Annotated in this window: 6 protein-coding genes; all 6 read left to right on the top strand. The window is 45.2% G+C overall.

Annotated elements, in window-relative coordinates; genetic code table 11:
- The first annotated feature begins 500 nt into the window (after window positions 1–500).
- The 6 genes from U735_RS0116130 (at window position 501) to U735_RS0116105 (ending at window position 23,681) form a co-directional block, all read left to right on the top strand.
- Complete coding sequence (locus U735_RS0116130) at window positions 501–18,374, top strand: beta strand repeat-containing protein (RefSeq protein WP_157365028.1); 17,874 nt, start codon at window positions 501–503, stop codon at window positions 18,372–18,374.
- A gap of 31 nt (window positions 18,375–18,405) precedes the next feature.
- A complete protein-coding gene (locus U735_RS0116125) occupies window positions 18,406–20,430 on the top strand; it encodes a T9SS type B sorting domain-containing protein (protein WP_031444816.1) in 2,025 nt (674 codons plus the stop codon).
- A 3-nt stretch (window positions 20,431–20,433) separates the two neighbouring features.
- The gene (locus U735_RS0116120) at window positions 20,434–21,402 is read left to right on the top strand and encodes a PorP/SprF family type IX secretion system membrane protein (protein ID WP_093980720.1); all 969 of its coding nucleotides are present in this window, start codon (window positions 20,434–20,436) and stop codon (window positions 21,400–21,402) included.
- A 266-nt stretch (window positions 21,403–21,668) separates the two neighbouring features.
- Window positions 21,669–22,202 (top strand): isopentenyl-diphosphate Delta-isomerase, encoded by a 534-nt coding sequence (gene idi, locus U735_RS0116115; RefSeq protein ID WP_031444814.1) that lies wholly within the window; start codon window positions 21,669–21,671, stop codon window positions 22,200–22,202.
- Entirely contained in the window at window positions 22,199–22,606 is a 408-nt protein-coding gene (locus tag U735_RS0116110; protein ID WP_031444813.1) for a 6-pyruvoyl trahydropterin synthase family protein, read from the top strand. Before idi ends, U735_RS0116110 begins: the two co-directional genes overlap by 4 nt.
- Before the next feature lie 106 nt (window positions 22,607–22,712).
- The gene (locus U735_RS0116105) at window positions 22,713–23,681 is read left to right on the top strand and encodes a type I phosphomannose isomerase catalytic subunit (RefSeq protein ID WP_031444812.1); all 969 of its coding nucleotides are present in this window, start codon (window positions 22,713–22,715) and stop codon (window positions 23,679–23,681) included.
- Window positions 23,682–23,700: the final 19 nt, after the last annotated feature.

Genomic DNA, 23,700 nt, shown 5'->3' with positions numbered 1-23,700 from the left:
ATTTTTATTTCGAAAAAAAAATACATTAAAGAGCTGATAAACAGATTTTTGTTAGCTTTTTGGTGTTGTTTTGAGTACTACTTTCCATATGTTTCTTCCATCTTTCAAGAGTTTACATTTTTCAGTCTTTCAAAAATAAAATATCCTCAAAATCTATAAAAAAATAGCCCATAAGGTTGAAAAGAATTAGTGAATTTATACCATTTTGAAATGTACCAATTCACCGATTTTTCCTACACTCTATATTCGGAAAGTGTTGCTGTTATTGGGATAATCGACGAGTGAAATCACCTGGAAACAGGTCTTGGAATAATTCAAAACCTCAAGTATCGAGGTATAGACAATACAAATATAGGGTTACACAACATTTATTTCTCTCTGCCATGTATACGGCTAATTTTGTATGGTGTTATAGGTCGGTTTAATTCGGTTACATCAGTTTTGTACAGATGTGGGGAAAAACTAAACCAATAGCAACCAACCTAAGTAAAGTATTAATTATGAAGAAGGGGATTTTATTAATCATATTTCTAATTTCTGGATTTGCTATGGCGCAAACTACAGTAAATTTGGAAGACCAGTGTAATTGTGAGGTGCTTAGCGGTACACTTGTTACTGCACCTGGATCAACAACACCTACTGGTGCCGATGTTGGAGATATATATGTAAACACAAATACAGGTACTATATATTTTTGGGACGGGGACTCCTGGGAATTAACATCTACGGATAGTCTGCAACTTCAGGTATTTAGCTTTAATCCCGTTAACAATCAGTTGACACTTACCCTTGAGAATGGAGGGACTTTTAATGCCGATCTAAGTAATCTTACAGGTGATGGTAATATTACATCCACTACCATTGATGTGAGTGGAGACGTAAATGCCTTGTTAGGTGACGTAGTATTGGAAATTGGAGATGATGCGGTTACCAATGCAAAATTGGCGAATAATGCAGTACAGACAGAAAACATATTAAGTGGTGGTACGGATCAGGTATTGGTTACGGATGCAATTGGAACAGTGGCATGGGTAAACAGATCCAGCTTTACCGCCATTGCCGACCAAATAACGATTACTGGAGTTGGTACTACCTTGGATCCCTTTAAGGTAGAAGATCTTTCCATAGTAACAGCGAAACTTGGAGCAGACGCAGTGACCAACGCTAAGTTGGCCGATGATGCAGTGCAGACAGAAAATATATTGAACGGGACTATCCTTACAGAGGATATTTCTTCAGGTGGTAACGATAAAGTTTTAGTAACCGATGCAGTGGGTACAGTGGCCTGGGTTGACAGGTCTAGCTTCGATGCCATTGCCGATCAGGTAACGATTACCGGAGTGGGTACTAATTTGGATCCTTTTAAGGTGGAAGACCTTTCCATAGTAACAGCTAAACTTGGAGCTGATGCCGTGACCAATGCTAAATTGGCAGACGATGCAGTTCAGACAGAGAATATTTTGAACGGAACTATCCTTACAGAGGATATTTCTTCTGGAGGTAACGATAAGGTTATGATTACTGATGCAGTAGGAACTGTAGCCTGGGTAGACAAGTCGAGCTTCGATGCCATCGCGGATCAAGTTACTATAACAGGTATTGGAACTACCTTGGATCCTTTCAAGGTTGAGGATCTTTCGATAGTAACGGCCAAACTGGCCGATGGTGCGGTGACTACCTTAAAATTGGGTGATGATGCGGTTACCAATGCAAAATTGGCCGATGATGCGGTTCAGACAGAAAATATATTAAGTGGGGGTAACGATAAGGTTTTGGTTACAGATGCAGTAGGAACGGTAGCTTGGGTGGACAAGTCGAGCTTCGATGCCATTGCGGATCAGGTAACAATTACCGGAGTTGGTACTACCTTGGATCCATTTAAAGTAGAGGATCTTTCCATAGTAACCGCCAAACTGGCCGATGGTGCGGTAACTACCATAAAATTGGGTGATGATGCGGTTACCAATGCAAAATTGGCGGACGATGCAGTTCAGACAGAAAACATATTGAACGGTACCATTTTAACAGAGGATATTTCCTCTGGAGGTAACGATAAGGTTTTGGTTACCGATGCAGTAGGAACGGTAGCCTGGGTGGACAAGTCGAGCTTCGATGCCATCGCGGATCAAGTTACTATAACAGGAGTTGGCACTGCTTTGGATCCATTTAAAGTAGAGGATCTTTCCATCGTTACGGCAAAACTAGCCGATGGAGCGGTGACTACCATAAAATTGGGCGATGATGCCGTGACCAATGCTAAGTTGGCCGATGATGCAGTTCAGACAGAAAATATATTGAACGGGACTATCCTTACAGAGGATATTTCTTCAGGTGGTAACGATAAAGTTTTAGTAACCGATGCAGTGGGTACAGTGGCCTGGGTTGACAAGTCGAGCTTCGATGCCATCGCGGATCAAGTTACTATAACAGGAGTTGGCACTACCTTGGATCCTTTCAAGGTAGAGGACCTTTCCATAGTAACGGCCAAACTGGCCGATGGTGCGGTGACTACCATAAAATTGGGTGATGATGCGGTTACCAATGCAAAATTGGCCGATGATGCAGTTCAAACAGAAAATATATTAAGCGGAGGTAACGATAAAGTTTTGGTTACAGATGCAGTAGGAACGGTAGCCTGGGTGGACAAGTCGAGCTTCGATGCCATTGCCGACCAGGTAACGATTACCGGAGTTGGTACTACTTTGGATCCTTTCAAGGTGGAGGACCTTTCCATAGTAACGGCCAAACTGGCCGATGGAGCGGTGACTACCATAAAATTGGGCGATGATGCTGTTACCAATGCAAAATTGGCCGATAACGCTGTTCAGACAGAAAACATATTAAGTGGTGGTAATGATAAGGTTCTGGTTACGGATGCAGTAGGAACAGTAGCCTGGGTGGACAAGTCGAGCTTCGATGCCATTGCTGACCAAGTTACTATAACAGGAGTTGGAACTACCTTGGATCCTTTCAAGGTTGAGGACCTTTCCATAGTAACGGCCAAACTGGCCGATGGTGCGGTGACTACTATAAAATTGGGTGATGATGCCGTGACCAATTCTAAATTGTCCGATGATGCAGTTCAGACAGAAAATATATTGAACGGGACTATCCTTACAGAGGATATTTCTTCAGGTGGTAACGATAAAGTTTTAGTAACCGATGCAGTGGGTACAGTGGCCTGGGTTGACAAGTCGAGCTTCGATGCCATTGCCGATCAGGTAACGATTACCGGAGTGGGTACTACCTTGGATCCTTTTAAGGTGGAAGACCTTTCCATAGTAACAGCTAAACTTGGAGCTGATGCCGTGACCAATGCTAAATTGGCAGACGATGCAGTTCAGACAGAGAATATTTTGAACGGAACTATCCTTACAGAGGATATTTCTTCTGGAGGTAACGATAAGGTTATGATTACTGATGCAGTAGGAACTGTAGCCTGGGTAGACAAGTCGAGCTTCGATGCCATCGCGGATCAAGTTACTATAACAGGTATTGGAACTACCTTGGATCCTTTCAAGGTTGAGGATCTTTCGATAGTAACGGCCAAACTGGCCGATGGTGCGGTGACTACCTTAAAATTGGGTGATGATGCGGTTACCAATGCAAAATTGGCCGATGATGCGGTTCAGACAGAAAATATATTAAGTGGGGGTAACGATAAGGTTTTGGTTACAGATGCAGTAGGAACGGTAGCTTGGGTGGACAAGTCGAGCTTCGATGCCATTGCGGATCAGGTAACAATTACCGGAGTTGGTACTACCTTGGATCCATTTAAAGTAGAGGATCTTTCCATAGTAACCGCCAAACTGGCCGATGGTGCGGTAACTACCATAAAATTGGGTGATGATGCGGTTACCAATGCAAAATTGGCGGACGATGCAGTTCAGACAGAAAACATATTGAACGGTACCATTTTAACAGAGGATATTTCCTCTGGAGGTAACGATAAGGTTTTGGTTACCGATGCAGTAGGAACGGTAGCCTGGGTGGACAAGTCGAGCTTCGATGCCATCGCGGATCAAGTTACTATAACAGGAGTTGGCACTGCTTTGGATCCATTTAAAGTAGAGGATCTTTCCATCGTTACGGCAAAACTAGCCGATGGAGCAGTGACTACCATAAAATTGGGCGATGATGCTGTTACCAATGCAAAATTGGCCGATGACGCGGTTCAGACAGAGAATATATTGAACGGGACCATTTTAACAGAGGATATTTCCTCAGGTGGTAACGATAAGGTTATGGTTACGGATGCAGTAGGAACAGTAGCCTGGGTGGACAAGTCGAGCTTCGATGCCATCGCGGATCAAGTTACTATAACAGGTATTGGAACTACCTTGGATCCTTTTAAGGTAGAGGACCTTTCCATAGTAACAGCGAAACTTGGAGCTGATGCCGTGACCAATGCAAAATTGGCCGATGACGCGGTTCAGACAGAAAATATATTGAACGGTACCATTTTAACAGAGGATATTTCCTCAGGTGGTAACGATAAGGTTATGGTTACGGATGCAGTAGGAACAGTAGCCTGGGTGGACAAGTCGAGCTTCGATGCCATTGCCGATCAGGTAACGATTACCGGAGTTGGTACTACTTTAGATCCTTTTAAGGTGGAAGACCTTTCCATCGTTACAGCGAAACTTGGGGCTGATGCGGTGACCAACGCTAAGTTGGCAGACAATGCAGTTCAAACAGAAAATATATTGAACGGAACCATCCTAACAGAGGATATTTCCTCAGGAGGTAACGATAAGGTTATGGTTACGGATGCAGTAGGAACGGTGGTCTGGGTTGATAAGTCGAGCTTTGCTGCCATTGCCGATCAGGTAACGATTACCGGAGCAGGTACTACTTTGGATCCCTTCAAGGTGGAGGATCTTTCCATCGTTACAGCTAAACTTGGAGCCGATGCAGTGACCAACGCTAAGTTGGCGGACAATGCGGTTCAGACGGAAAACATATTGAGCGGAGGTAACGATAAAGTTTTAGTTACCGATGCGGTAGGAACAGTGGTTTGGGTGGACAAGTCCAGCTTCGCTGTTTTGGCAGATCAGGTTACGATTACGGGCGCTGGCACAACCTTGGATCCCTTCAAAGTAGAGGACCTTTCCATAGTAACAACGAAACTTGGCCCTGATGCGGTGACCAATGCTAAATTGGCCGATGATGCGGTGCAATTGGAAAATATAGCTGATGGTACTGTCTCCGGGCAGGTAATGCAATGGGATGGGACCGACTGGATTCTAATTGATTTAGGTTCTGTGACGGTAACAGAAGTGGATGGTGTGATTGGAAATGAAATCTTAAATGCGACAGATGCTACATTAGTACGTTCCGGATCAGGAACTAATGCTGATCCATATACATTGGATGTAGCTGCAAGCGGAATTACGGCGAATGAACTGGCCGATGATGCCGTAACGGCTGCCAAGATCAATTCCAACGTTGCAGGAAGCGGACTGGTACAGAACGTAGCCACGGGAGCATTGGAAGTTGACGGAACAGCAATCACTGGTGATGGTAACATTACTTCCTCGGATCTAACCGTAGGGGGTGATGCTAATGCTCTATTGGGAGATGTTACCTTGGAGATAGCTGCCGGAGCCGTGGGAACTACCGAATTGGCTGCCGATGCGGTTACCAATGCAAAATTGGCCGATAACGCGGTACAGACAGAAAACATATTAAGTGGAGGCAACGACAAGGTTCTGGTTACCGATGCGGTTGGAACAGTGGAGTGGATCGACAAGTCGAGCTTTGCCGCTATTGCCGATCAGGTAACGATTACCGGAGCAGGTACTTCTTTGGATCCTTTCAAGGTGGAAGACCTTTCCATAGTAACAGCGAAACTTGGTGCCGATGCGGTTACCAATGCTAAATTGGCCGACAACGCGGTTCAGACAGAAAATATTTTGAACGGTACCATCCTTACAGAGGATATTTCCTCAGGTGGTAACGATAAGGTATTGGTTACGGATGCCGTTGGAACAGTTGTTTGGGTGGACAAGTCCAGCTTTGCTGTTTTGGCAGATCAGGTAACAATAACCGGAGCAGGTACTACTTTGGATCCTTTCAAAGTTGAGGACCTTTCCATAGTAACAACGAAACTTGGCCCTGATGCGGTGACCAATGCTAAATTGGCCGATGATGCGGTGCAATTGGAAAATATAGCTGATGGTACTGTCTCCGGGCAGGTAATGCAATGGGATGGGACCGACTGGATTCTAATTGATTTAGGTTCTGTGACGGTAACAGAAGTGGATGGTGTGATTGGAAATGAAATCTTAAATGCGACAGATGCTACATTAGTACGTTCCGGATCAGGAACTAATGCTGATCCATATACATTGGATGTAGCTGCAAGCGGAATTACGGCGAATGAACTGGCCGATGATGCCGTAACGGCTGCCAAGATCAATTCCAACGTTGCAGGAAGCGGACTGGTACAGAACGTAGCCACGGGAGCATTGGAAGTTGACGGAACAGCAATCACTGGTGATAGTAACATTACTTCCTCGGATCTAACCGTAGGGGGTGATGCTAATGCTCTATTGGGAGATGTTACCTTGGAGATAGCTGCCGGAGCCGTGGGAACTACCGAATTGGCTGCCGATGCGGTTACCAATGCAAAATTGGCCGATAACGCGGTACAGACAGAAAACATATTAAGTGGAGGCAACGACAAGGTATTGGTTACGGATGCCGTAGGAACGGTGGAGTGGATCGATAAGTCGAGCTTCGCGGCCATTGCCGATCAGGTAACCATTACGGGTGCTGGCACAACCTTGGATCCTTTCAAGGTTGAGGACCTTTCGATAGTAACTGCCAAACTTGGGGCCGACGCGGTTACCAATGCAAAATTGGCGGACAATGCAGTTCAGACAGAAAACATATTAAGTGGTGGCAACGACAAGGTATTGGTTACGGATGCCGTTGGAACAGTGGAGTGGATCGACAAGTCGAGCTTTGCTGCCATTGCAGACCAGGTAACCATTACGGGTGCTGGCACAACCTTGGATCCTTTCAAGGTTGAGGACCTTTCGATAGTAACTGCCAAACTTGGTGCCGATGCGGTTACCAATGCTAAATTGGCGGACAACGCGGTTCAGACAGAAAACATATTAAGTGGAGGCAACGACAAGGTTCTGGTTACCGATGCCGTAGGAACGGTGGAGTGGATCGACAAGTCGAGCTTTGCTGCCATTGCGGACCAGGTAACCATTACCGGAGCAGGTACTACCTTGGATCCTTTCAAGGTTGAGGATCTTTCGATCGTCACGGCGAAACTTGGTGCCGATGCGGTTACCAATGCTAAATTGGCGGACAACGCGGTTCAGACAGAAAACATATTAAGTGGAGGCAACGACAAAGTATTGGTTACGGATGCCGTTGGAACGGTTGAGTGGATCGACAAGTCGAGCTTCGCGGCCATTGCCGATCAAGTAACGATTACCGGAGCAGGTACTACTTTGGATCCCTTCAAAGTAGAGGATCTTTCCATAGTAACAGCGAAACTTGGTGCCGATGCGGTTACCAATGCTAAATTGGCGGACAATGCGGTCCAGACAGAAAATATATTGAACGGTACCATTTTAACAGAGGATATTTCCTCTGGTGGCAATGACAAGGTATTGGTTACGGATGCCGTGGGTACAGTGGAGTGGATCGATAAGTCGAGCTTCGCGGCCATTGCGGACCAGGTAACGATTACCGGAGCAGGTACTACTTTGGATCCCTTCAAGGTAGAGGACCTTTCGATAGTTACGGCCAAACTTGGTGCCGATGCGGTTACCAATGCAAAATTGGCGGACAATGCAGTTCAGACAGAAAACATATTAAGTGGAGGCAACGACAAAGTATTGGTTACGGATGCCGTTGGAACGGTTGAGTGGATCGACAAGTCGAGCTTCGCGGCCATTGCCGATCAAGTAACGATTACCGGAGCAGGTACTACTTTGGATCCCTTCAAAGTAGAGGATCTTTCCATAGTAACAGCGAAACTTGGTGCCGATGCGGTTACCAATGCTAAATTGGCGGACAATGCGGTCCAGACAGAAAATATATTGAACGGTACCATTTTAACAGAGGATATTTCCTCTGGTGGCAATGACAAGGTATTGGTTACGGATGCCGTGGGTACAGTGGAGTGGATCGATAAGTCGAGCTTCGCGGCCATTGCGGACCAGGTAACGATTACCGGAGCAGGTACTACTTTGGATCCTTTCAAGGTTGAGGACCTTTCGATAGTAACTGCCAAACTTGGGGCCGACGCGGTTACCAATGCAAAATTGGCGGACAATGCAGTTCAGACAGAAAACATATTAAGTGGTGGCAACGACAAGGTATTGGTTACGGATGCCGTTGGAACGGTGGAGTGGATCGACAAGTCGAGCTTTGCTGCCATTGCGGACCAGGTAACCATTACCGGAGCAGGTACTACTTTGGATCCTTTCAAGGTGGAGGACCTGTCCATAGTAACCGCCAAATTGGGTGCCGATGCAGTGACCAATGCAAAATTGGCAGACAACGCGGTTCAGACAGAAAACATATTGAACGGTACCATTTTAACAGAGGATATTTCCTCTGGAGGTAACGATAAGGTTTTGGTTACCGATGCAGTAGGAACGGTAGCCTGGGTGGACAAGTCGAGCTTCGATGCCATCGCGGATCAAGTTACTATAACAGGAGTTGGCACTGCTTTGGATCCATTTAAAGTAGAGGATCTTTCCATCGTTACGGCAAAACTAGCCGATGGAGCAGTGACTACCATAAAATTGGGCGATGATGCTGTTACCAATGCAAAATTGGCCGATGACGCGGTTCAGACAGAGAATATATTGAACGGGACCATTTTAACAGAGGATATTTCCTCAGGTGGTAACGATAAGGTTATGGTTACGGATGCAGTAGGAACAGTAGCCTGGGTGGACAAGTCGAGCTTCGATGCCATCGCGGATCAAGTTACTATAACAGGTATTGGAACTACCTTGGATCCTTTTAAGGTAGAGGACCTTTCCATAGTAACAGCGAAACTTGGAGCTGATGCCGTGACCAATGCAAAATTGGCCGATGACGCGGTTCAGACAGAAAATATATTGAACGGTACCATTTTAACAGAGGATATTTCCTCAGGTGGTAACGATAAGGTTATGGTTACGGATGCAGTAGGAACAGTAGCCTGGGTGGACAAGTCGAGCTTCGATGCCATTGCCGATCAGGTAACGATTACCGGAGTTGGTACTACTTTAGATCCTTTTAAGGTGGAAGACCTTTCCATCGTTACAGCGAAACTTGGGGCTGATGCGGTGACCAACGCTAAGTTGGCAGACAATGCAGTTCAAACAGAAAATATATTGAACGGAACCATCCTAACAGAGGATATTTCCTCTGGTGGCAATGACAAGGTATTGGTTACGGATGCTGTTGGAACGGTGGAGTGGATCGACAAGTCGAGCTTTGCTGCCATTGCCGACCAGGTAACGATTACAGGAGCAGGTACTACTTTGGATCCTTTCAAGGTGGAAGACCTTTCCATAGTAACAGCGAAACTTGGGGCCGATGCGGTTACCAATGCTAAATTGGCCGATAACGCGGTTCAGACAGAAAATATATTAAGTGGTGGCAATGATAAGGTTTTGGTTACCGATGCCGTGGGTACAGTGGAATGGATCGACAAGTCGAGCTTTGCTGCCATTGCAGACCAGGTAACCATTACGGGTGCTGGCACAACCTTGGATCCCTTCAAGGTTGAGGATCTTTCGATCGTCACAGCCAAACTAGGGGCCGATGCGGTGACCAATGCTAAATTGGCGGACAATGCGGTCCAGACAGAGAATATATTGAACGGGACCATTTTAACAGAGGATATTTCCTCAGGTGGTAACGACAAGGTTCTGGTTACGGATGCCGTAGGAACGGTGGAGTGGATCGACAAGTCGAGCTTTGCTGCTATTGCCGATCAGATAACGATTACCGGAGCAGGTACTACTTTGGATCCCTTTAAGGTGGAAGACCTTTCTATAGTAACAGCGAAACTTGGTGCCGATGCGGTGACCAATGCAAAATTGGCGGACAATGCAGTTCAGACAGAAAACATATTAAGTGGAGGCAACGACAAGGTTTTGGTTACGGATGCGGTTGGAACGGTGGAGTGGATCGACAAGTCGAGCTTCGCGGCCATTGCGGACCAGGTAACGATTACCGGGGCAGGTACTACTTTGGATCCCTTCAAAGTAGAGGACCTGTCGATAGTAACAGCGAAACTTGGCGCAGATGCGGTTACCAATGCTAAATTGGCGGACAACGCGGTTCAGACAGAAAACATATTAAGTGGAGGCAACGACCAGGTATTGGTTACCGATGCGGTTGGAACGGTTGAGTGGATCGACAAGTCGAGCTTTGCTGCCATTGCCGATCAGGTAACCATTACGGGTGCGGGCACAACCTTGGATCCTTTCAAGGTGGAGGACCTTTCCATAGTAACAGCGAAACTTGGTGCCGATGCGGTTACCAATGCTAAATTGGCGGACGATGCAGTCCAGACAGAGAATATATTGAACGGGACCATTTTAACAGAGGATATTTCTTCAGGAGGCAACGACAAGGTATTGGTTACGGATGCCGTAGGAACGGTGGAGTGGATCGCTAAGTCGAGCTTCGCGGCCATTGCCGATCAGGTAACCATTACGGGTGCTGGCACAACCTTGGATCCTTTCAAGGTTGAGGACCTTTCGATAGTAACTGCCAAACTTGGGGCCGACGCGGTTACCAATGCAAAATTGGCAGACAATGCAGTTCAGACAGAAAACATATTAAGTGGAGGCAACGACAAGGTATTGGTTACCGATGCGGTTGGAACAGTGGAGTGGATCGACAAATCGAGCTTTGCTGCTATTGCCGATCAGGTAACGATTACCGGAGCAGGTACTACTTTGGACCCTTTCAAGGTGGAAGACCTTTCCATAGTAACAGCGAAACTTGGTGCCGATGCGGTTACCAATGCTAAATTGGCCGACAACGCGGTTCAGACAGAAAATATTTTGAACGGTACCATCCTTACAGAGGATATTTCCTCAGGTGGTAACGATAAGGTATTGGTTACGGATGCCGTTGGAACAGTTGTTTGGGTGGACAAGTCCAGCTTTGCTGTTTTGGCAGATCAGGTAACAATAACCGGAGCAGGTACTACTTTGGATCCTTTCAAGGTAGAGGACCTTTCCATAGTAACAGCGAAACTTGCTGCCGATGCGGTTACCAATGCTAAATTGGCCGATGATGCGGTGCAATTGGAAAACATCGCTGATGGTACTGTCTCTGGGCAGGTAATGCAATGGGATGGGACCGACTGGATTCTAGTAGATTTAGGTTCTGTGACCGTTACCGAAAATGACGGTGTAATTGGCAACGAGGTAACAAACGCAACAGATGGAACTTTAATCCGTTCAGGCGCAGGTACAACAGTAAGTCCTTATACATTGGACGTGGCCACTGGAGGTATTACGGCGAATGAACTGGCCGATGATGCCGTAACGGCTGCCAAGATCAATTCCGACGTTGCAGGAAGTGGACTGGTACAGAACGTAGCCACGGGAGCATTGGAAGTTGACGGAACAGCAATCACTGGGGATGGTAACATTACTTCGTCGGATCTAACCGTAGGGGGTGATGCCAATGCTCTATTGGGAGATGTTACCTTGGAGATAGCTGCCGGAGCCGTGGGAACTACCGAATTGGCTGCCGATGCGGTTACTAATGCAAAATTGGCCGATAACGCGGTTCAGACAGAAAACATATTAAGTGGAGGAAATGATAAGGTTCTGGTTACCGATGCCGTTGGAACGGTGGAGTGGATCGACAAGTCGAGCTTTGCCGCTATTGCCGATCAGGTAACGATTACCGGAGCAGGTACTTCTTTGGATCCTTTCAAGGTGGAAGACCTGTCCATAGTAACCGCCAAACTTGGTGCCGATGCGGTTACCAATGCAAAATTGGCGGACAATGCGGTTCAGACAGAAAATATATTAAGTGGAGGCAACGACAAGGTATTGGTTACCGATGCGGTTGGAACGGTTGAGTGGATCGACAAGTCGAGCTTCGCGGCCATTGCCGATCAGGTAACCATTACGGGTGCTGGCACAACCTTGGATCCCTTCAAAGTTGAGGACCTTTCTATAGTAACAGCGAAACTTGGTGCCGATGCGGTTACCAATGCAAAATTGGCGGACAATGCGGTTCAGACAGAAAACATATTAAGTGGAGGCAACGACAAGGTTTTGGTTACGGATGCGGTTGGAACGGTTGAGTGGATCGACAAGTCGAGCTTTGCCGCTATTGCCGATCAGGTAACGATTACCGGAGCAGGTACTACTTTGGATCCTTTCAAGGTGGAAGACCTGTCCATAGTAACCGCCAAACTTGGTGCCGATGCGGTTACCAATGCAAAATTGGCGGACAATGCGGTTCAGACAGAAAATATATTGAACGGGACCATTTTAACAGAGGATATTTCCTCTGGTGGCAATGACAAGGTATTGGTTACGGATGCTGTTGGAACGGTGGAGTGGATCGACAAGTCGAGCTTCGCAGCCATTGCGGATCAGGTAACGATTACAGGAGCAGGTACTACTTTGGATCCCTTCAAGGTAGAGGACCTTTCCATAGTTACGGCCAAATTGGGAGCCGATGCGGTGACCAATGCTAAGTTGGCGGACAATGCGGTACAGACAGAAAACATATTAAGTGGTGGCAACGACAAGGTATTGGTTACGGATGCCGTTGGAACAGTGGAGTGGATCGACAAGTCGAGCTTTGCTGCCATTGCAGACCAGGTAACCATTACGGGTGCTGGCACAACCTTGGATCCTTTCAAGGTTGAGGACCTTTCGATAGTAACTGCCAAACTTGGTGCCGATGCGGTGACCAATGCTAAGTTGGCGGACGATGCAGTTCAGACAGAAAACATATTAAGTGGAGGCAACGACAAGGTATTGGTTACGGATGCCGTAGGAACGGTGGAGTGGATCGACAAGTCGAGCTTTGCTGCCATTGCCGATCAGGTAACGATTACCGGAGCAGGTACTTCTTTGGATCCTTTCAAGGTGGAAGACCTGTCCATAGTAACCGCCAAACTTGGTGCCGATGCGGTTACCAATGCAAAATTGGCGGACAATGCGGTTCAGACAGAAAATATATTGAACGGGACCATTTTAACAGAGGATATTTCCTCTGGTGGCAATGACAAGGTATTGGTTACGGATGCTGTTGGAACGGTGGAGTGGATCGACAAGTCGAGCTTCGCAGCCATTGCGGATCAGGTAACGATTACAGGAGCAGGTACTACTTTGGATCCCTTCAAGGTAGAGGACCTTTCCATAGTTACGGCCAAATTGGGAGCCGATGCGGTGACCAATGCTAAGTTGGCGGACAATGCGGTACAGACAGAAAACATATTAAGTGGAGGCAACGACAAGGTATTGGTTACGGATGCCGTAGGAACGGTGGAGTGGATCGACAAGTCGAGCTTTGCTGCCATTGCCGATCAGGTAACCATTACCGGAGCAGGTACTACTTTGGATCCCTTCAAGGTAGAGGACCTTTCGATAGTTACGGCCAAACTTGGTGCCGATGCGGTTACCAATGCTAAATTGGCGGACAATGCGGTTCAGACAGAAAATATATTGAACGGGACCATTTTAACAGAGGATATTTCTTCAGGTGGTAATGATAAGGTATTGGTTACCGATGCAGTTGGAACGGTGGAGTGGATCGACAAATCGAGCTTCGCAGCCATTGCGGATCAGGTAACGATTACAGGAGCAGGTACTACTTTGGATCCTTTCAAGGTGGAAGACCTTTCCATAGTAACTGCGAAACTTGGGGCCGATGCGGTTACCAATGCTAAATTGGCCGATAACGCGGTTCAGACAGAAAACATATTAAGTGGAGGCAACGACAAGGTTTTGGTTACCGATGCGGTTGGAACGGTGGAGTGGATCGACAAGTCGAGCTTTGCTGCCATTGCAGACCAGGTAACCATTACGGGTGCTGGCACAACCTTGGATCCTTTCAAGGTTGAGGACCTTTCGATAGTAACTGCCAAACTTGGTGCCGATGCGGTTACCAATGCTAAATTGGCGGACAACGCGGTTCAGACAGAAAACATATTAAGTGGAGGCAACGACAAGGTTCTGGTTACCGATGCCGTAGGAACGGTGGAGTGGATCGATAAGTCGAGCTTTGCTGCCATTGCGGACCAGGTAACCATTACCGGAGCAGGTACTACCTTGGATCCTTTCAAGGTTGAGGATCTTTCGATCGTCACGGCGAAACTTGGTGCCGATGCGGTTACCAATGCTAAATTGGCGGACAACGCGGTTCAGACAGAAAACATATTAAGTGGAGGCAACGACAAGGTTCTGGTTACCGATGCCGTAGGAACGGTGGAGTGGATCGATAAGTCGAGCTTTGCTGCCATTGCCGATCAGGTAACCATTACCGGAGCAGGTACTACTTTGGATCCTTTCAAGGTGGAGGACCTGTCCATAGTAACCGCCAAATTGGGAGCCGATGCGGTGACCAATGCTAAGTTGGCGGACAATGCGGTACAGACAGAAAACATATTAAGTGGTGGCAACGACAAGGTATTGGTTACGGATGCCGTTGGAACGGTGGAGTGGCTCGACAAGTCGAGCTTTGCCGCTATTGCGGATCAGGTAACGATTACCGGAATCGGGACTGCTGGGGATCCTTTCAAAGTGGAGGACCTTTCCATAGTTACGGCCAAATTGGGAGCCGATGCGGTGACCAATGCTAAGTTGGCGGACAATGCGGTACAGACAGAAAACATATTAAGTGGTGGCAACGACAAGGTATTGGTTACGGATGCCGTTGGAACGGTGGAGTGGATCGACAAGTCGAGCTTTGCTGCCATTGCGGACCAGGTAACCATTACCGGAGCAGGTACTACTTTGGATCCTTTCAAGGTGGAGGACCTGTCCATAGTAACCGCCAAATTGGGTGCCGATGCAGTGACCAATGCAAAATTGGCAGACAACGCGGTTCAGACAGAAAACATATTAAGTGGTGGCAACGACAAGGTATTGGTTACGGATGCCGTTGGAACGGTGGAGTGGATCGACAAGTCGAGCTTTGCCGCTATTGCCGATCAGGTAACGATAACAGGAGCAGGTACTACTTTGGATCCCTTCAAGGTAGAGGACCTTTCTATAGTAACAGCGAAACTTGGTGCCGATGCGGTGACCAATGCTAAATTGGCGGACAATGCGGTCCAGACAGAGAATATATTGAACGGGACCATTTTAACAGAGGATATTTCCTCAGGTGGTAACGACAAGGTTCTGGTTACGGATGCCGTAGGAACGGTGGAGTGGATCGACAAATCCAGCTTTGCTGCCATTGCCGATCAGGTAACGATTACCGGAGCAGGTACTTCTTTGGATCCTTTCAAGGTGGAAGACCTGTCCATAGTAACCGCCAAACTTGGTGCCGATGCGGTTACCAATGCTAAATTGGCGGACAATGCGGTTCAGACAGAGAATATATTAAACGGTACTATCCTTACAGAGGATATTTCTTCAGGTGGTAACGACAAGGTATTGGTTACCGATGCCGTTGGAACGGTTGAGTGGATCGACAAGTCGAGCTTTGCCGCTATTGCCGATCAGGTAACGATTACCGGAGCAGGCACTACTTTGGATCCCTTCAAGGTAGAGGATCTTTCCATAGTAACCGCCAAATTGGGCGCCGATGCGGTTACCAATGCTAAATTGGCGGACGATGCAGTCCAGACAGAGAATATATTGAACGGGACCATTTTAACAGAGGATATTTCTTCAGGAGGCAACGACAAGGTATTGGTTACGGATGCCGTAGGAACGGTGGAGTGGATCGATAAGTCGAGCTTCGCGGCCATTGCCGATCAGGTAACCATTACGGGTGCTGGCACAACCTTGGATCCTTTCAAGGTTGAGGACCTTTCGATAGTAACTGCCAAACTTGGGGCCGACGCGGTTACCAATGCAAAATTGGCGGACAATGCAGTTCAGACAGAAAACATATTAAGTGGTGGCAACGACAAGGTATTGGTTACGGATGCCGTTGGAACGGTGGAGTGGATCGACAAGTCGAGCTTTGCTGCCATTGCGGACCAGGTAACCATTACCGGAGCAGGTACTACTTTGGATCCTTTCAAGGTGGAGGACCTGTCCATAGTAACCGCCAAATTGGGTGCCGATGCAGTGACCAATGCAAAATTGGCAGACAACGCGGTTCAGACAGAAAACATATTAAGTGGTGGCAACGACAAGGTATTGGTTACGGATGCCGTTGGAACGGTGGAGTGGATCGACAAGTCGAGCTTTGCCGCTATTGCCGATCAGGTAACGATAACAGGAGCAGGTACTACTTTGGATCCCTTCAAGGTAGAGGACCTTTCTATAGTAACAGCGAAACTTGGTGCCGATGCGGTGACCAATGCTAAATTGGCGGACAATGCGGTCCAGACAGAGAATATATTGAACGGGACCATTTTAACAGAGGATATTTCCTCAGGTGGTAACGACAAGGTTCTGGTTACGGATGCCGTAGGAACGGTGGAGTGGATCGACAAATCCAGCTTTGCTGCCATTGCCGATCAGGTAACGATTACCGGAGCAGGTACTTCTTTGGATCCTTTCAAGGTGGAAGACCTGTCCATAGTAACCGCCAAACTTGGTGCCGATGCGGTTACCAATGCTAAATTGGCGGACAATGCGGTTCAGACAGAGAATATATTAAACGGTACTATCCTTACAGAGGATATTTCTTCAGGTGGTAACGACAAGGTATTGGTTACCGATGCCGTTGGAACGGTTGAGTGGATCGACAAGTCGAGCTTTGCCGCTATTGCCGATCAGGTAACGATTACCGGAGCAGGCACTACTTTGGATCCCTTCAAGGTAGAGGATCTTTCCATAGTAACCGCCAAATTGGGCGCCGATGCGGTTACCAATGCTAAATTGGCGGACGATGCAGTCCAGACAGAGAATATATTGAACGGGACCATTTTAACAGAGGATATTTCTTCAGGAGGCAACGACAAGGTATTGGTTACGGATGCCGTAGGAACGGTGGAGTGGATCGATAAGTCGAGCTTCGCGGCCATTGCCGATCAGGTAACCATTACGGGTGCTGGCACAACCTTGGATCCTTTCAAGGTTGAGGACCTTTCGATAGTAACTGCCAAACTTGGGGCCGACGCGGTTACCAATGCAAAATTGGCGGACAATGCAGTTCAGACAGAAAACATATTAAGTGGTGGCAACGACAAGGTATTGGTTACGGATGCCGTTGGAACGGTTGAGTGGATCGACAAGTCGAGCTTTGCCGCTATTGCCGATCAGGTAACGATTACCGGAGCAGGTACTACTTTGGATCCTTTCAAGGTTGAAGACCTTTCCATAGTAACAGCGAAACTTGGTGCCGATGCGGTTACCAATGCTAAATTGGCGGACAATGCGGTCCAGACAGAAAATATTTTGAACGGTACCATCCTTACAGAGGATATTTCCTCAGGTGGTAACGATAAGGTATTGGTTACGGATGCAGTAGGAACGGTGGAGTGGATCGACAAATCGAGCTTTGCTGCTATTGCGGACCAGGTAACGATTACAGGTGCGGGCACAACCTTGGATCCCTTCAAGGTAGAGGATCTTTCCATAGTAACCGCCAAATTGGGCGCCGATGCGGTTACCAATGCTAAATTGGCCGATGACGCCGTTCAGACAGAAAATATTTTGAACGGTACCATCCTTACAGAGGATATGGCCTCGGGAGGTAACGATAAGGTAATGGTTACCGATGCCGTGGGTACAGTAGAGTGGGTAGACAAATCTGTTTTAAATACAGATGATCAAACATTGAGTATTGCAGGCGATCAATTAAGTATAACTGGCGGTAATACCATTACAGTGCCTACGGCGGATGGAACAGAGACTATTGTAACAGCAGGAAATGATATTAGTGTAAGTGGGAATGGTAGTATTGCTACTCCATATGTGGTTGCTAATACAAGACCTAATATCTTTTATCCTCCTTCCATTGCGGTGGATGCCTCTTCAACAGGCACGGGTAGGACAATTAATCTGCATACTCAATATACGGCTCAGTTTGGATCGCCAATGGTAGCAAGTAATTTAGCCCCAGGGGCCATACCAACCTATGCCAATACTGATCTTTATTACTATGTCACTTTTTATGACAATACAGTGTTTGCCAATGTAAGCGTAGATGAGTTTGGGGTAATGACCTATGATGTTATAGCAACACCAACAGATTATAATTCGCTTATCAACGTAGTATTTGTAGTAAAATAGTTTATATAAACCAACTAGGTACAACAGGAGTTTGAAACCAAAACACATATATAGATTTCTTTTTGTCATCCTTGTAACCATATTCTTTGGTGCTAATAGGGCCAATGCGCAGTTTTTGTTGCAGGCACCCAACAGTACCGATGAACATAATTACAAATGGTATGAGGCTTCCGATACTTCTACAGTTTTGGGTACCGATTTTTTTTACGAGGTAACTTCTTCCGGGATTTATTTTGCAACTTATGACGGGACTCTATGTGGATCTAATGCTACTGGTTATTTTATAGTAACAGATTGCTCGAGTCCGGATAATGAGGTAACAATGGATATATCCAATAATGTAAGTGCCAGTGCCGCCATAAGTTGGTCTCCGGCCGTTAGCGGGGATCAACTTAGGCCTACGGTTATAGCCACACAGAGTGTAGTGCGCTATACCGCCACCGTTACCAAAGCAGGAAACTCCTTTGACTTACCGAATTTTACTGTGGTTTGTTTGCAGCAATCAAGTGTTTTAGTGGGTGATTACATCACCGTTAATGAAGATTCATCTGTGATAGTACCCATTTTTGATAATGATAGCAATTTACCCACTACCGGTATTTTGACCACGTCAAACCCCTTTAACGGGAACGTTCTTATTAATGATAATAGCACACCGAATAATCCATCGGATGATATCATAACTTTTGTTCCAAATCCTAATTACAATGGTCCAAGTACCTTTACCTATACCATTTGTAATTCTTTGGGAGATTGTAGTACAGCTACTGTAGATGTGGACGTACTTCCAATTGTTGATGCTTTTGATGATTCTGTGGCTACCTTGGAAAATATGCCCGTGGATATTGATATTTTGGTAAACGACAATGATATCCCTGTCATGGGAACCATAACTACCACAAGTCCATCCAATGGCAACGTAGTAGTTAATAATAATGGTACCCTTAATGATCTTAGGGATGATACAGTAACATATACTCCCAACAATGGTTATGTGGGCAGTGATCTTTTTACATACACCATATGCGATGATCAGTCAAACTGTAGTTCGGCCAACGTCAATATATTGGTTAATCCACTTGGAATTGTGGATATTGACAGTGATGACGATGGAATTTTGGACAGTTTCGAAGATCTTAATTTGGATGGTGATAATGATCCGTCTACAGATCCAACGGATTCGGATGGTGATGGCATACCCGATTACTTGGATATTGATAGTGATAATGATGGTATCCCGGATAACGTTGAAGCACAAACCACCCTGGGTTATATTCCGCCCAGTGGTGTAGACGCCAACAATAATGGTTTGGACGATGCCTATGAAAACAATGGAAATCTTGGCTTGTTCCCAATAGACACGGACGGGGATAGTTTGCCAGATTACTTGGACGAGGATAGTGATAACGATAATGTTCCGGACAGTATTGAAGGACATGATCATGACCACGACGGAATTCCGGATGTAGTTTATATTGGTTCGGATAAGGATAATGATGGTCTGGATGACGGTTATGAAGGTAGTACAACTATAGACGCGGATGTTAATGATGAAATTAATGATCCTTATAATGATCTACCCAATACCGATGGGGATGATGAAGTAGATTTCAGGGATAACGATGATGACGATGATGGAATACTTACTATAGATGAAGACGAAAACGGGGATGGAAATTACGCCAATGACGATTTTGATGGGGATGGAATACCGAATTATCTGGATTCAGATTTAATTGTACTGGACCAAGGAGTAGAAGTGTTTAATGTGATAACACCAAATAATGATGGTATCCATGATGTCTTGACCATAAGAGGAATTGAAAATTATCCAAACAATACCATCAAAATATATAACCGTTGGGGAGTATTGGTTTATGCCACCAAAGCCTATAATAATGATTCCAACTATTTCGACGGTACTTCTGAAGGCAGGGTAACTGTTGCAAAAGATAATCAATTGCCGGTAGGAACTTATTTCTATATATTGGATTATACCCCATCCGTCGGAGGAAAGATGACGACCCTTACTGGATACATATACATAAACAGATAGATGATGCCAAATCTTATAAAAAATATACTAGATTCCAATCAGTTGTTGTTGTGCCTGTTTGCTGTAGCCATGTTGGTCAGTAACACGGTACAGTCCCAACAGGATGCGCAATATACCCAGTATATGTACAATACGGTAAGTGTAAACCCTGCCTATGCCGGTTCCCGGGGCCATATCAGTATTGCAGCATTACATAGGTCCCAATGGGTAGGTTTGGATGGTGCCCCAACTACCCAGACTTTAAATTTACATTCCCCTATAGGGTATAGGGGAGTAGGTTTGGGTATTTCTATTGTGAACGATAAAATTGGTCCCACTTCCGAAACTTATTTTGACGGAGATTTTTCATACACCATCTATACTTCCCAAGAAGGTAGATTAAGTTTTGGCTTAAAGGCCAGTGCACATATGCTGGATATACGTTTCTCCGAGTTAAATCAGGATTATACAAACCCAGGTGGACCTGACCCCACTTTGCAACAGGATGTAGATAATAAATTCTCCCCCAATATCGGAGCTGGTGTATACTATCATACCGAGAAGTTTTATGCGGGCTTGTCGGTGCCTCGATTTTTACAGACCACACATTTTGATGGCGAAGCTTTGTCTACAGCAAAGGAACAGATGAATTTGTATCTGATAACAGGATATGTGTTCGATTTGAATACCAATTTAAAATTTAAACCTGCCCTTTTAACGAAAATAGTACAAGGTGCCCCTGTGCAAGTGGACGTTTCTGCCAATTTTATGCTCAATGACAAATTTATAGTTGGAGCAGCATATCGCTGGGATGCGGCATTAAGTGCCATGGTAGGTTTCAATATCTCCAATAAATTCCTTATCGGAATGGCTTATGACAAAGAAACTACAGAGTTGGGACAAGCAACCTTTAATGATGGATCCTTTGAGATTATTTTGCGCTACGACTTCATCAAGGAGCTGGGCAATTTAAAATCGCCAAGATTTTTCTAAAAATCCAGTGGGGATTCTATTAAAAGAATTTTTTTCTACAATTTTACTCGAAAATGGCCTTGGGTAACATAGATAGCCCATCCATTTTACTCCCCTATCGTTGGGTTGGCTTCCTGGAAGGCTATTCAATGTTGTGATGAGTATTTTTTTCCTTGGCCCATTTGGTCAATTTTTTTTAATGGGAATGAAGGAAAACCTTCCGAAAGTATTTAATTTTTATGACGCACTTAACCCTTATTTTTAGGGAAAGGTTTTATTTTTACAAAATGGAAGAGGAAAACGTTATTCTTGTTAATGAATCTGATGTTCAAATTGGTCTGATGCCCAAAATGGAAGCCCATGAAAAGGCTTTGCTTCATAGGGCATTTTCTGTTTTTATAATGAATGATAAGGGAGAAACAATGATTCAGCAAAGAGCAGGTCATAAGTATCATTCCCCCCTTTTGTGGACAAATACCTGTTGTAGTCATCAGAGGGAGGGGGAATCCAATATTCAGGCAGGGAAAAGAAGATTGAAAGAAGAAATGGGATTTGAGACCGAACTGAAGGAGTTGTTTTCCTTTATTTATAAGGCTCCCTTTGATAACGGTCTTACGGAACATGAATTTGATCATGTAATGATAGGGCACTACAATGGGGAACCAAATATAAACCCAGATGAGGTGGCGTCATGGAAATGGATGAAACCTGTAGAAATTAGGCAGGATATGCTTACCTACCCTGAGAAATATACAGCTTGGTTCAAAATTATTTTCGATAGGTTTTACAATCATATTTCACAATACAATACAGCTATATGAAAGTTAAGGTAAGTAGAAAAGCTCATTTTAATGCTGCTCACAGGTTGTATAGACCAGACTGGAGTTTTGAAAAAAATGATAATGTTTTTGGGTTATGCAATAACCCAAATTTTCATGGCCATAATTATGAGCTGATAGTAAGTGTTACCGGAGAAATAGATGAGGAAACTGGCTTTGTCATAGATATGAAAGTCCTAAAGGATCTTATAAGGGAAAAAATTGAAAAGCAACTGGACCATAAAAACCTCAATGTGGAGGTGGAATGGTTTAAGGCCGTGAATCCCACTGCAGAAAATATAGTGGTTTATATTTGGAACCAGCTTAGGCCCTTTATTAAGGCTTCAAACGAGTTGGAGGTTGTATTATACGAAACGCCAAGAAATTATGTAACCTTTTCCGGATAGCATAGAACTATAATTATCAAACTCAACTGGAAAAAATTACGAAACTTCCTTCCAAACAGATTAATCAAATTAACAAATAGAATACAAATACCTAATACCAAACAGCATGAAATTATATCCTTTAAAATTCAACCCTATTCTTAAAGAGCGACTTTGGGGCGGTACCAAGTTAAAAGATGTTTTGGGAAAACCCATAGAAAATGACATTACAGGTGAAAGTTGGGAGCTTTCTACAGTGGAAGGAGATGTGTCCATAGTAGCGAACGGTGAATTTTCTGGTAATTCCTTGCAGGATTTGATCAACAACTACCCTGAGGAATTATTGGGAAAAAGCGTTTATGCCCGATTTGGTAAGGAATTTCCTATTCTTATAAAGTTTATAGATGCCAAACAGGATTTGTCCATCCAACTGCATCCCAATGATGAATTGGCCAAAAAACGCCACAATTCTTTCGGAAAAACGGAGATGTGGTATATTATGGACGCGGATAAAGGTGCGGAGTTAATAGTTGGTTTTAACAAAGATGTAACCAAGGATGAATATGCCAAGAGCATTGAGGAGGATACACTATTGGACCTTTTGAACTACGAAAGTGTAAAGGAAGGGGATACTTTTTTTATAAACACTGGTAAGATGCATGCAATCGGTGCTGGAGTTTTGCTGGCAGAGATTCAGCAGACTTCGGATATTACCTATCGTGTCTTCGATTTTAATAGGAGGGACAAGAATGGCAATCTAAGGGAACTACACACCGAATTGGCCCTGGACGCCATAGATTACACTAAGAAAGATGATTTTAAGGTAAAATATTCGGATAAAAAGGATAGTGTGAATAATATGGTATCCTGTCCATATTTTAATACCAATATATTAGAGCTGACCAAGGATTTGGAATTGGATGTTGAAAAAAGGGATTCCTTTACCATCTACATGTGCGTAGGGGGCAAGGCGACAATTTCAAACGAATTTGGCTCCGTATCCATAAAGAAAGGGGAGACCACTTTAGTGCCGGCACAGTCCAAAAAAATAAATATAATAACAACGAGTGCAAAACTTTTGGAGGTTACTATCTGAAAATGATTACTTTTGCAAA

The sequence above is a fragment of the Arenibacter algicola genome (assembly GCF_000733925.1).
In the GTDB taxonomy this organism is placed as follows: Bacteria; Bacteroidota; Bacteroidia; order Flavobacteriales; family Flavobacteriaceae; genus Arenibacter; species Arenibacter algicola.
This window is presented reverse-complemented; position numbering and strand designations above follow the sequence as displayed.